The organism is Kocuria sp. 2SI, assembly GCF_005502825.1.
Classification (GTDB): domain Bacteria; phylum Actinomycetota; class Actinomycetes; order Actinomycetales; family Micrococcaceae; genus Kocuria; species Kocuria palustris.
Genome location: NZ_SCNB01000010.1, coordinates 43,705 through 55,810, shown reverse-complemented (window position 1 = coordinate 55,810; position 12,106 = coordinate 43,705). Strand labels below are relative to the sequence as shown.

Annotated in this window: 9 protein-coding genes and 1 pseudogene; 5 read left to right on the top strand and 5 right to left on the bottom strand. The window is 71.3% G+C overall.

Features of this window, described 5'->3' with window-relative positions; translation table 11 throughout:
• The first annotated feature begins 12 nt into the window (after positions 1-12).
• The 3 genes from FFS25_RS07440 (at position 13) to FFS25_RS07430 (ending at position 4,896) form a co-directional block, all read left to right on the top strand.
• Positions 13-561 (top strand): mycothiol transferase, encoded by a 549-nt coding sequence (locus FFS25_RS07440; protein ID WP_137802421.1) that lies wholly within the window; start codon positions 13-15, stop codon positions 559-561.
• Between the two features lie 145 nt (positions 562-706).
• The gene (locus tag FFS25_RS07435; protein ID WP_137802420.1) at positions 707-1,117 is read left to right on the top strand and encodes a hypothetical protein; all 411 of its coding nucleotides are present in this window, start codon (positions 707-709) and stop codon (positions 1,115-1,117) included.
• 65 nt (positions 1,118-1,182) lie between these two features.
• On the top strand, positions 1,183-4,896 hold the full coding sequence (locus FFS25_RS07430; RefSeq protein ID WP_137802419.1) for a DNA polymerase III subunit alpha: 3,714 nt from the start codon (positions 1,183-1,185) through the stop codon (positions 4,894-4,896).
• Between the two features lie 63 nt (positions 4,897-4,959).
• Here FFS25_RS07430 and FFS25_RS07425 read toward each other — a convergent pair whose 3' ends face one another.
• From FFS25_RS07425 to FFS25_RS13575, 3 genes and pseudogenes are all read right to left on the bottom strand, one after another.
• Entirely contained in the window at positions 4,960-5,511 is a 552-nt protein-coding gene (locus tag FFS25_RS07425; RefSeq protein ID WP_171004131.1) for a gluconokinase, read from the bottom strand.
• A gap of 128 nt (positions 5,512-5,639) precedes the next feature.
• Positions 5,640-6,584 (bottom strand): MFS transporter, encoded by a 945-nt coding sequence (locus tag FFS25_RS13765; protein WP_137802417.1) that lies wholly within the window; start codon positions 6,582-6,584, stop codon positions 5,640-5,642.
• Positions 6,585-6,606: 22 nt separating this feature from the next.
• Positions 6,607-6,729 (bottom strand): annotated as a pseudogene (locus FFS25_RS13575) (hypothetical protein); the annotation flags it as partial.
• Positions 6,730-6,767: 38 nt separating this feature from the next.
• Between FFS25_RS13575 and FFS25_RS07415 the strand changes: the two are divergent.
• On the top strand, positions 6,768-7,985 hold the full coding sequence (locus FFS25_RS07415) for an MFS transporter (protein WP_137802416.1): 1,218 nt from the start codon (positions 6,768-6,770) through the stop codon (positions 7,983-7,985).
• Between the two features lie 106 nt (positions 7,986-8,091).
• Here the strand turns inward: FFS25_RS07415 and FFS25_RS13400 are convergent, their stop codons facing one another.
• The gene (locus tag FFS25_RS13400; RefSeq protein WP_171004127.1) at positions 8,092-8,256 is read right to left on the bottom strand and encodes a hypothetical protein; all 165 of its coding nucleotides are present in this window, start codon (positions 8,254-8,256) and stop codon (positions 8,092-8,094) included.
• 151 nt (positions 8,257-8,407) lie between these two features.
• On the opposite strand from FFS25_RS13400, the gene FFS25_RS07410 reads away from it, so the two are divergent.
• The gene (locus FFS25_RS07410) at positions 8,408-10,627 is read left to right on the top strand and encodes a catalase (RefSeq protein ID WP_137802415.1); all 2,220 of its coding nucleotides are present in this window, start codon (positions 8,408-8,410) and stop codon (positions 10,625-10,627) included.
• Between the two features lie 110 nt (positions 10,628-10,737).
• Here the strand turns inward: FFS25_RS07410 and FFS25_RS07405 are convergent, their stop codons facing one another.
• Positions 10,738-11,853 carry a tyrosine-type recombinase/integrase gene (locus FFS25_RS07405; RefSeq protein WP_137802414.1) on the bottom strand — a complete coding sequence of 372 codons (1,116 nt, stop codon included), beginning with the start codon at positions 11,851-11,853 and terminating at the stop codon, positions 10,738-10,740.
• Positions 11,854-12,106 lie beyond the last annotated feature (253 nt).

The following is a 12,106-nucleotide window of genomic DNA, read 5'->3' as shown; positions in this document are numbered from 1 at the left end:
GAGGACACCACCATGGGATTCCTGACCCCGAACGCCGTCGGCGAGCACGACGTCCTGCGCACCTACGCGCTGCAGCAGCTCGCCCAGATGCGCACCACCGTCCATGGCCTGAGCGATGAGCAGGCCCATGCCGCACCCACCGCCTCGGTCCTGAACCTCACCGGCCTGCTGCTGCACACCTCGGCCGTGGGGGTGTACTGGTCCGCGCTCGCGGCTGCGGCGCCCGGGGCGCCCGTCCTTGCGGACGATCTGTCGGAGGACCCGTCCTTGGACTCACTCATCGCAGACGCCCGGCCCTTGAGCGAGGTCCTGGAGCAGTTCGACCGTCACGTAGCCCTCACCGCGCAGAATCTCGACGAGGCCGCCGACCTGGATGCGCTCGTGCCCGTCCCGCCCTCGCCCTGGATCCCCGAGGACGTCACGCACTGGGAGGTGCGGTGGTGCCTGGCTCACATTGCGGCCGAGGTCGCCCGTCATGCGGGGCACGCGGACCTCCTCCGGGAGACGCTGGACGGGAGGGGCTCCTTCGAGCTCAATGATGCGGCCGACGGGGAGTCCTGAGGCGCGAGCACCCCATCCTCGCCCTGGGAACTGGTGTTCCCATAAGCGTCATATTCGGCTTGTGCTGTCGTACACCTCTTCTAGCTTCGAAGCATCGATCGGGCGACGATCGGGACACGCGGGACGCGGGAGAGCGGAGGGCATCATGGGACTGCTGACGCAGGGTGTGGAGGTCGAGTGCGGGAGGTCGGGAGCGCCCGTGCGGGTGCTCTGGGAGGGGCGCGTGCACAGTGTCGCGGAGGAGCCAGTGCGCTGGCATCGGCGCCGCTCATGGTGGGTGGACGGGCATCGCGCCCCACGGGACACCGAGGTGGTCGATCAGGAGATGTGGCGCGTGCAGGTGCGGCTGAGCCCGCGCGCAGCACTGATCACCCTGGAGCTCGTACACACCATGGAGACCGGGCGCTGGCGTCTGCTGCGGGCCACCACAGAGACCGGAGGCGGGGTGATCGATCTGCCCCTGCGGCGCCAGGAGGCCCTCGCTCAGCAGGCGGCGGGGCCCTCCGGGGTCGAGGACAAGATCGGCGAGCTGCGGGCCCTCGACTCCGCCTCGTGAGCCCCACGCCCGTGAGCCGCCTGCGGTGAGTTGACTCTGATTCGAACATAGTTTCGAATACGGAGGTGACCTTCACCCATCTGCATGTGCGCACGGCCTTCAGCGCGCACTACGGCGTCGCCCGCCCGGAGGCCCTCGTGGCCGCCGCCGCGGCCGACGGCGCCGACGCCCTGGGGTGCACGGATCGCGACGGCCTCTACGGGGCGGTCAAGCATCTGGGCGCCTGCCGGGCGGCGGGCATCGACCCCATCCTGGGCGTCGATCTGCGGGTGGGCGATCCGGACGGCGAGCGCTTCCACCGCGTGGTGGTGCTCGCCGCCGGAGCCGGGGCCGGAGTGGAGCCGGGGGAGGGCTACGCCGCGCTGTGCCGGCTGATCTCGGACGCGCACCGGGTGGAGACTGCGGAGCAGACCGGCGGAGCAGCGACTAGTAAGCGCGGTGACGGTACAGCCGGTGACCGTGCGGCCGGTGACGGTGTGGCCGGGGCGGGTGCACGGGGAGGCTCCGGCGGCGGTGCCCGGACAGGCGCTGCGCGGCTGCGCTCGCGGCTCGGGTCGGGGCCGAGCGCCTCGTTCCTGCCCGGGATCACCAGGCAGCAGCTGCGTCGGCGGGCGGTCCCGGGGGCCTTGGGGGACCCCGGGACCGGCTCCTCAGGTGGCGGCATCTCGTCCACGAAGCACAGCGCAGAGCCGGGGGCAGAGGACACGGCCACAGAGGCGAGAGCGGGAGCCCCCGTCCGGCTGGTCGTGCTGCTGGGCCCGGATTCGGATGTGGGCAGGCTGTTGGCGGCCCGTCGCTATCGCAGCGCTCGGCAGGCCCTGGCTCGCTGGAAGCAGCTGCTGCCCCCGCAGGCGCTGGCCCTGGAGGTCGTGCACCACCTGGCGGAGCCCGGCGCCTCGGGGAGCGCGGGCCACGCCGCCCGGACCCTGCGGATGGGCGTCGAGTCCGGAGTGCGCTGCGTGCTCTCCAATGCCGTGCGCTATCTCGATCCGCAGGACGCGGCCACCGCCGACGTCCTGGACGCCGCCCGCACCCTGACCCCGCTGGCCCAGCTGGCAGCGGGGGAGACCGACAGCGAATCCCTGCAGCCCAACGGCCAGGCCTGGCTCAAGCCCGCCGCGCAGATGGAGGACCTGGCCCGCGACACAGCCCGCAGCGCCGATCTGGGCGCAGCAGGGGTGAAGGCGCTGCTGGGCGGCACCGCCGAGGTCGCCGACCTCACCCGCCTGGACGCCGCCGCCGACTGCGGCTGGGGCAGACCGGTCGTGCCGGAGGCCTCGGTGCTGGGCCTGAGCTCCCCGGCACCCCGCGAGCTGCGCCAGCGCTGCCAGGAGGCCGTGGCCCGCTGCTACCCGCAGGCCGCCCCCGGCTCACCGACCTGGCAGAGGGTGCAGGAGCGCCTGGAGCACGAGCTGGCGATCATCGAGCACCTGGGCTTCGCGTCCTACTTCCTCACCGTCGCCGAGGTCTCGGACATGATCGGTCAGATGGGGGTGCGTCGGGCCGCCCGCGGCTCGGGCGTCTCCTCGCTGGTCAACCACCTGCTGGGCGTCTCCCAGCCGGATCCGCTGGAGCACGGACTGATCTTCGAGCGCTTCCTCTCCCGGGACCGCTCGACCCTGCCGGACATCGACATCGACGTCGAGTCCGCCCGGCGCCACGAGGTCTACGACCGCATCTTCGACCGCTTCGGGCCTGAGCGGGTCTCGCTGATGAGCATGCAGAACGCCTACCGCGCTCGCGGTGCGGTCCGCGACGCCGGCATGGCCCTGGGCATGGAGCCGGGGCAGGTGGACGCGATCGCCAAGCAGCTGTGGCGCTTCTCGGCCTCGTCGTTCCGGGAGGCCCTCGAGGAGAAGCCCGAGCTGGCCGAGTTCGCCCAGCAGGTCGCCCAGGACCGGCAGCTCGATCTGCTGGTCGATGTCGCCGAGCGCCTGGACCGGCTGCCGCGGCACATCTCCATGCACCCGTGCGGGGTGATCCTCTCCGATCAGTCCCTGCTGGATCGCACCCCCGTGCAGGCCTCCGGGCTGGGGCTGCCCATGAGCCAGTTCGACAAGCACGACATGGACCCCATGGGCATGCTCAAGCTCGACGTCCTGGGGGTGCGCATGCAGTCCACGCTGACCTACGCGCTCGACGAGATCCAGCGCCTCGAGCTGATCCGGGCCCGTCGTCGCGATGAGGAGGATGAGGCCGCCGTCGTCCCGCCGCGCATCGATCTGGAGGCGGTGCCGCGGGACGACCCGGCGACCTTCGAGCTAATCCGTTCCACCCACACCCTGGGCTGCTTCCAGATCGAGTCGCCGGGCCAGCGGGAGCTGATCGGCAAGATGGCCCCGGAGAGCTTCGACGACCTGATCGTGGACATCTCCCTGTTCCGCCCCGGCCCCATGCAGTCGAACATGGTGCGGCCGTACCTGGATCAGCGCCACGGCTTCGCCACGGTGCCCTCGATCGACCCGCGCCTGGACCCGATCCTGGCCGAGACCCACGGGGTGACGGTCTTCCACGAGCAGATCCTGCGCATTCTGGACGTCGTGACCGGCTGCGGCCTGGCCCGTGCCGATGAGCTGCGCCGCAAGCTCGGCGGCCCCGAGGAGCCGGCCGTGGAGCGCTTCGTGCGCGAGTCCGCCCGCGCGCAGGGGGACTGGAAGCCCGCGGTGCTCGATCAGGTCTGGGAGATCCTCTCGGCCTTCGGCTCGTTCGGCTTCTGCAAGGCCCACGGCGCGGCCTTCGCCGTGCCCACCTACGAATCCGCGTGGCTGAAGGCCCATCATCCGGAGGCCTTCCTGGCCGGGGTGTGGGAGCACGACCCCGGCATGTACCCCAAGCGCCTGCTCGTGGGGGAGGCCCGACGCATGGGCATCCCCGTGCTGCCCGTGGACGTGAACCGCTCCGATGACCACCACCGCGTGGAGGAGCTGGCCCCGGAGGAGGGCCTGGACGCTCAGGGGCGCCGCCGGCTGGGCATCCGGCTGTCCCTGTGCGAGCTCAGCGGCGTCTCGGAGGCCGAGATCGCGCGCCTGGTCGCCGGGCAGCCCTATGCCTCGCTCGGGGACCTGCGCGCACGGGCGCGGCCGACCAGGCGCTCGCTCGAGCGCCTGGCCTCGGTGGGCGCGCTGGACGGGCTGCTCGAGAGCTCCGGCAGCACGGCCAACCGCGCGGACCTGGTCCAGGCCATGCGCCACCGAGCCGACGCCCGCCCGTCCGCCGTCCGCCGCGAGGTCTCCGGGCAGCTCGAGCTGCCTCTGGGGGATCCCGAGCTGAAGAGCCTGGTCCCGGGACTGCCGCACCCCAGCACGGAGCAGACCGTGCGCGCCGAGCTCGACCACATGGCCCTGGACGTCTCCGCCCACCTGGTCGACAGCTACGCCCCGCTGCTGCGCCGCCTGGGCGCCACCGCCGCCGGCAACCTGCTGGAGCTGCGCTCGCAGACCGAGGTGCTCGTGGCCGGGGTGCGGGTCTCCACCATGACCCCGCCCATGCGCGGCGGGAACCGCGTGGTGTTCATCAGCCTGGACGACGGCAGCGGGACGGCCGACTGCGCGTTCTTCGACGAGGCGCAGCGATTGTCCGGGCCGGTGCTCTTCGGCACGCGGCTGCTGCTGGTGCGCGGGACCACCCGGCGCACCGGTCCGCGGGGGATCAGCATCACCGCGCTGCAGGCCTGGGCCCTGACCCGACCAGACCTGGAGCAGCAGGTGGCTGCCGCTCGGGAGCGCAGCGAGAAGGGAGACGGCTCGGAGCCGGGCCGTCCGCGTCGCCGCGTCGGCTGACGACGCTCCGGGTTCTGCACCGCACCAGCGGCCGCCGCAGACGCCGCCCGGAGGCGGATCCGCTCAGCCGCGGGGCATCTCGTCGCGGATCGACTGCAGGGCGGGAAGGGCCTCGTCGATCATCTGCTCGACGCTCTGGCCGATGTCCAGGACGTAGCCGGTCTCGTCCTCCGTGAGCGCCTCGAGGGTCTCCATCTGCGAGCTCAGCAGCGCCGGGGGCATGAAGTGCCCGCTGCGCCCCTCGATGCGGGCGGTGAGGACCTCCAGCGAGCCGTGCAGGTGCAGGAAGATCGTGCTGGGGGCCGTGGCGCGGATGCGGTCGCGGTAGACGCGGCGCAGCGCCGAGCACGCCATGACCACGCCCTCACCGGACTCCTCGGCCTCCTGCAGGCGTCGGCCGACGATGTCGAGCCAGGGCCAGCGGTCCTCGTCATCCAGGGGAGTGCCCGCGGCCATCTTCTTGACGTTGTCGATCGGATGCAGATCATCGGCGTCCACGAACGGCACGGACCTGGCATCGGCCACCAGGGCGCCGATCGTCGTCTTGCCGGATCCGGAGACCCCCATCACGACGACGACAGGGGCGGGCCTGGCAGCTTGCTCGTTGGCGACCATCACAGAAGTTCCTCTCCTCGGTGCTCGGCGGGGGCATCGTCGCCTCCCGCGGCAGACCGCCCGCCAGGCTACGGCCCGGCGGGACGGTTCTCGGCGAAATTTCCCTCGATTGCCCGCGACGGGGCCGCTCAGCGCGCAGCGGGCCCCTGATCGTCCGGGGCGCTCGAGGAGCCCCCGTCGTACTGGGGTCCGTCGGCTCCGTCGGCGGACGACGGGGCAGCGGCAGGCGAGGCGCCTGCGGCACCGCGAGCGGCCTCCATCTCCTGGCGAGCTGCCGTCGGCAGGATGCCGGTGTCCTTGCGGGTGCGCAGGTCCAGCAGGATCTCCGCGGGGCGCTGATCGGTCAGCGGGTAGAACAGCACCAGGATCGCGGCCAGCAGGAAGAACGCGGCGGTGGCCACGCCTGCGGCCAGGCTGATGCCCGTGATCGCGGAGTCGGGCTGCGCTGCGGCGCCGGAGACGCAGCCGAACTGGCCGATCAGCTGCAGCCCGGCCCAGCCGCCCAGGCCCTGGGCCATCTTGCGCACGAAGGAGAAGATCGCGTAGGTGGTGCCCGCGTTGCGGATGCCGGTCTTCCACTCGCCGTACTCGACGGCGTCGGTCTCCCTGTTCCACATCGCCCACCACGAGCTTGGCCGCCGCGAGGCCGGCACGCCCACGGCGTCGGTGTCGAAGGAGCCGCCCGAGAAGTCCGCGCGCAGAGTCCCCAGATCGGCCGCCACGGTCTCCTCGGCAGCGTCGAAGGACGGCTCCGGGCCGAGGTCGTAGGCGGCCTCGGTGATCGTCAGCGTCACCACGGCGGTGGACGGCGCGGCCAGCAGCTCCCACAGGCGCCGCACATCATCGGAGGCGCGCGGATCGCTCAGGGCGCCGATGATCTCCGGCTCGTCGGACTCGGGTCCGCGGGCCATGAGCGTGAACAGCCCGTCCTGGGCGGACAGCAGATCCGACATGCGCGGCGAGCGGCCCGTGAAGGACGCGAAGCCCCACTGCGGATCGGAAGGATCCGCCTCCGAGTGCTGCGTGTACCAGAGCTGGTGCGCCCGGTGGAAGGCGCCCAGTCCCAGGTGCACGATGCGCCAGGTCCTCCCCGTTGGCGTGCAGCAGCCGCGTCAGGTAGTGGTCCGGGCTGATGAACAGGTCCGCGGGGTCCGGGAACGGGGTGTCGTCGGCGATCATGGCCGGCGGCACATGGCCGTGCGGGGACACGATGGGCAGGTGCTCGTCATCGGCCAGCAGCCTGTCAGAATGATCAGATGGCTTATCAAACCCAGGTTCTCGGACTGCTCGCAGACCCCGGCGTGCCCCAGAAGGTCATCGACGCGCTCGCCGGCAGGATCGCCGAGCAGCTCACCCGCAGGACGGGCACGCCCTGGGAGACCGAGGTCAGCGATGTGACCTTCCCCCTGAACGACGACGGCACCGTGCCCTTCAGCGATCGCGCCCCGGACATCCTGGACCGCCACGGCTGGCGCTACCTGGTCTATGCGACCGATCTCCCGCGCGCCCTGGACCGCGTTCCGGTCGTCGCCGAGGTCGACAAGGCAGGCCGCTCGGCCATGGTCTCCCTCCCGTCGCTGGGCGCGGTGGGGCTGAAGTCCTCGGCCCTCGAGCTGATCGTGGATCTGGTGGCCACGAGCGCCCGCGACGCGCACAGCCCGGTCGAGGGCGATGAGCTCATCGAGGCGCTGCGGCTCTCCCGACTGGCCTCCCGAGCCGGGCTGGAGGAGGGCGTGCACTACCTGGTGCGCCCGGGCCCGACGGCTCGGCTGCGCCAGGTCTCGGGCATGGTGCGCGCCAACCGCCCGGGACGTCTGATCACGGCGCTGGGCGGCGGCATCGCCGCAGGTATGGCCTCGGGCGGGTTCGGCGTGTTCTTCGGCAGCATCTGGAGCCTCTCCGTGGCACTGAGCCCGGTGCGGCATGTGCTGATAGCGGCCATCATGATCGTGACCTTCACCCTGTGGCTGATCACGAGCAACAAGCTGTGGTTCCGCGACCGTGCGGCCACCGGCTCGGGTCGAGCGCTCGTGGAGAACATCGCCACGTTCGTGACGGTGCTGCTGAGCATCATCGCGTTCTTCGCCGTGCTGTTCGCCGCCCTGGGGCTGCTCTCGCTGATCGTGATCGACGCCGACTTCCTGGCCGGGCAGCTGGGGTACGCACCCGGGCCGTGGGACTACATCGCCATCACGTCCCTGTCCGTGTCCATGGGCATGCTCGCCGGCGCCCTGGGCTCCAACTTCGACGACGCCGAGGCCGTGCGCATCGCGACCTACTCCAAGCGCGGCCAAGAGCAGCGCGAGAAGCTCGACGAGTACCGCGACGAGGAGGATGAGCAGCAGGACCAGGAGGATCAGGACGAGCAGGCCGACCGGGAGGACAAGCATTCCGAGGACCGCTCGGACCCCGAGGCGCAGCGCACCAGCGAGGACCGCAGGCGGGCGCAGGAGGATCGGGACCGGCGGCACTGATCCGTGCTGGGTTCGATGCTCCCGCAGCATGCAGAAGGGCCCGTCGCCATCATGGCGACGGGCCCTTCTGCCTTGAGGGGAGGGAGGCCGGGGCCTCCCGGGCGGATCAGGCCGGGACGACGGCCTGGGTGCGGATCAGGTGGTCCCATGCCGAGAGCCCTGCGGTGGCGCCGGCGCCCTGGGCGACCACGATCTGCTTGAAGGGGATCGCGGTGCAATCCCCGGCCGCGAAGACGCCCGGGATGGACCGCAGGCGGAGTCCATGCGACACGGGGGTTATGTGGCGCACCTCACCAACAGCTCCGGATTCCCTGGCAATCCAGTCAGCCTCCTTACTTTTCAGGCTGCGCACGGATAGACAGGAGGCGGGCCGGCGGCCGAAAGCCCCGACCGGCACAGCGACGACGTCAGGAGGATCCGCCATGTCAGATCACCGCCCCGAGCTTCCTCAGGTGCCAGGGGTCCCTGGCTCCGAACCGGCATCCGCGCAGGAGCCCGTCCAGCCGCGCAGCCCGCTGCCTCCCAAGCCCGATCAGTCAGCCCCGCAGACTCGCACGGCCACCGGAGAGCAGACCGGCGCTCCCGACGGCGCCCGAGCCCAGCAGGGCGAGTTCCTCACCACCGCGCACGGGACCCGCCTGAGCACCTCCGACGACTCCCTGAGGGCGGGGCGCCGCGGACCCGCGCTCCTGCAGGACCATCACTTCCGCGAGAAGGTCTCGCACTTCGATCACGAGCGCATCCCCGAGCGGGTGGTCCATGCTCGCGGTGCCGGTGCCCACGGCGTCTTCGAGTCCTACGGGACGGCCTCCCGCCTGTCCAGCGCCGGGGTGTTCGCCGAGGGGAAGCAGACTCCCGTCTTCGTGCGGTTCTCCACCGTGCTCGGCTCACGCGGCTCGGGGGATCTGGCCCGCGACACCCGCGGATTCGCCACGAAATTCTACACCGACGAGGGCACCTGGGACCTGGTGGGAAACAACATCCCGGTGTTCTTCATCCAGGATCCGATCAAGTTCCCCGATGTCATCCACGCGGCCAAGCCCCATCCGGATCGGGAGATCCCGCAGGCGCAGTCCGCCCACGACACCTTCTGGGACTTCGTCTCCCTCCATACGGAGGCGCAGCATCACACGATCTGGAACATGGCCGACCGCGGCATCCCGCGCTCCCTGCGGATGATGGAGGGCTTCGGGGTCCACACGTTCCGCCTCGTGGCCGCCGACGGCTCCACCTCGCTCGTGAAGTTCCACTGGAAGCCCAGGCTCGGCGTGCACTCCGTGCTGTGGGAGGAGGCGCAGCTGATCAACGGCGCCGATCCCGACATGCACCGACGCGACCTGGCCGATGCGATCGAGGCCGGAGCACATCCGCAGTGGGAGCTGGGCGTCCAGGTCTTCCCGGACACCGAGGACGAGACCTTCCATGGGATCGACCTGCTGGACCCCACCAAGCTCGTGCCGGAGGAGCTTGCCCCCGTCGAGGCGGTCGGGCTGATGACGCTCACGGCCAATCCCTCGAACTACTTCGCCGAGACGGAGCAGGTCGCCTTCAACCCGAACAACCTGGTCCCAGGCATCGATGTGACGAACGACCCGCTCCTGCAGGGGCGGCTGTTCTCCTATCTGGACACGCAGATCACACGGCTGGGCGGGCCGAACTGGACCCAGCTGCCGATCAACCGCCCGCATGCCCCGGTCAACGACATGCTGCGCGACGGCATGCACCAGTCCGCCGTGCACTCCGGGGTCGCGCCCTACCGCCCGAATTCGCTGGACGGGGGCAATCCGTTCGAGACGCCCGACTCGCAGCGGCCGTTCATCGACGTGGCGCAGCCGATCGAGGAATCGGTCAAGGAGCGTCGCCGCCCGCAGTCCTTCGAGGATCACTTCAGTCAGGCCCGGATGTTCTGGCTCTCGCTCAGCGAGATCGAGCGCGAACACACCGCGCAGGGATACATGTTCGAGCTCGGCAAGTGCTGGGATGAGAACGTGCGCATCCGCCAGCTGCAGCATCTGTCGGCGATCGATGCGGAGCTGGGCCGCACGGTGGCCGAGGGCCTCGGCCTGCCCGAGCAGGAGCCCACGACGGCCCCCGCCCAGGACGTCCAGCCATCCCCGGCGCTGTCGCAGCTGGGGAGGACCTGGCCGGTCGACGGGCGCCAGATCGGCATCCTGGTCGGGAGCCGCGTGGACGGCGACTCCCTGGCGCAGTTGATCCGCGAGATCGACGGCGCCGGCATGGTTCCGCTGGTGATCGCCCCCACCGGAGGCACCGCAGCCGGGGATGTGGTCGCCCAGCGCACGCTGCTCACAGCCCGCTCGGTCGAATTCGATGCGGTTCTGGTGGCTTCGGACCCCCTGCCCGGACCCGATGCCGCCCAGGGCCTGGACGCCAAGGCCGCTGCGCCCAGCCCCCAGGAGGTGGATCCGCGTGCGAGTCTGCTCCTGCAGGAGGTCTGGCGCCAGGCCAAGCCCATGGGCGCGTGGGGCACCGGCATCGACACCCTGGGGGCCCTGGGCATGGCCGACGGCGCCGGTGTGACCGTGGCGCAGACGCCCCAGGGCGTGCTCACCGGCGTGAAGGAGGCACTGACGCGCCATCGCGTATGGGACCGCTTCCCGACCACCGGCAGGCTGGCCTGAGTCCTCCGGACACCGGCACATGCGAGCCATGAGCGGCCGCACTCGCAGCTCGCACGCGCCCCCGTCGACGGCGGCCCCGGTCCCTCACGGCGATCGGGGCCGCCGGTCCGTCAGGGCCGCAGCGGGTGGGCGTCGATCGCGGCCGAGAGCTCTCCGGGCAGCTCGTCGAGGTAGCGGCTCGTGGTGGACACGGAGCTGTGCCCGAGCAGCCGGGCGACGACCTTGACGTCCCAGCCGTCGGCGAGCATCAGCGTGGCCGCGGTGTGGCGCAGCCCGTGGGGGACCACGCCGCGGGCCAGGCGCGGCTCGGCGGTTCGGGTGCGCTGCACGGCGCGCTCGAGCAGGCGCTCGATATCACGCACGGCCAGGCGGCGCCCGGTCGCCGAGAGCAGCAGCGGCGCAGGCGCCTCCGGGCCCAGGCGGGCTCGATACGACGAGATCTGCTCGTCGATCCAGGCTGCGATCGGGACCACCCGCGTGCTGCGGCCCTTCCCGTAGACCGTCACCCGCGCCGGGCCGGCCGGACCCGCGGGCGAGTGGTGATCCGCATCCAGGCGCACGATCTCCCCGGCGCGCAGCCCGACGACCATCATGAGCCCCAGCGCGATGGCGTCCCGGTCCCAGTGCCGGTTCGACTCCCGAGTGCCCGGGCCGTGGCGCAGCAGAGCCTGGGCCTCCTCGATGTCCAGGGAGGTCCGCTCGACGCGCAGGGGATCCTCGCCCTGGGGTATCAGCTCGGAGGCGGCCATGGGGGAGACGGTGGCCCAGGACTGCTCCGTGCAGTACGCGAAGAACCGCGACAGGGAGCGTCGCATCCGCAGGGTCGAGCCGGCCGACTTGGCCTCCCGTGCGGTGGCGGCCATCCGACGGCGAACGTCCCCGCTCTGCTCGCCGAGCCCCGGCTTGCGCCGGTGATCCGCGGTGCCGGCGAACAGCAGCAGGGCCTCGTCCACGTCCTGGCCGGTGACGGATTCCGCGGTGTGCTCGCTCGCGCGGGGGAGCAGCTCCAGGAAGCGCTCGAGGTCCACGCGGTAGTTCTTGGCCGTGGCCGCCGACAGCGACTGCACGCGCGCCCGTCGATCCACCGAGGCCAGGAAGCGCGCGACGGCCTCCTGCAGCGGGATCTCGACGGGCGGGGGAGGCAGAGCCATGGCGGCGGAGTCCTTCGGGTCGGCGACGACGGGCGGGTCGCCGAGCCCGGGGGAGTCGATCAGCGGATCGATCACTCGATCGGCGACTCGAACATACTATCGAAAAGCGCGACGGAAGAATGGGCCTGCGGGGGAGCGGCGGGCATCTCCCCGGAATCCTCGGGAATCGAGGCCGGGGGAGTCGGCGATACTGGTCTATTGAATGCTGACGAGCACCAGGGATGGCCTCCGCCATCTCGTGTCGTTCTATTTGTCTACTACGACACGGAATCGACGCGGGCGAGATCCTGCGACGGCAGATGCGGTGCCGCAAGACTGTCAGACCAGG

Excerpts from the sequence above, each read along its gene's own strand:
- FFS25_RS07415 (WP_137802416.1), top strand. The coding sequence starts at position 6,768 with ATGGCTTATCAAACCCAGGTTCTCGGACTGCTCGCAGACCCCGGCGTG.
- FFS25_RS07410 (WP_137802415.1), top strand. The coding sequence starts at position 8,408 with ATGTCAGATCACCGCCCCGAGCTTCCTCAGGTGCCAGGGGTCCCTGGC.
- FFS25_RS07425 (WP_171004131.1), bottom strand. The coding sequence starts at position 5,511 with ATGGTCGCCAACGAGCAAGCTGCCAGGCCCGCCCCTGTCGTCGTCGTG.
- FFS25_RS07435 (WP_137802420.1), top strand. The coding sequence starts at position 707 with ATGGGACTGCTGACGCAGGGTGTGGAGGTCGAGTGCGGGAGGTCGGGA.
- FFS25_RS07440 (WP_137802421.1), top strand. The coding sequence starts at position 13 with ATGGGATTCCTGACCCCGAACGCCGTCGGCGAGCACGACGTCCTGCGC.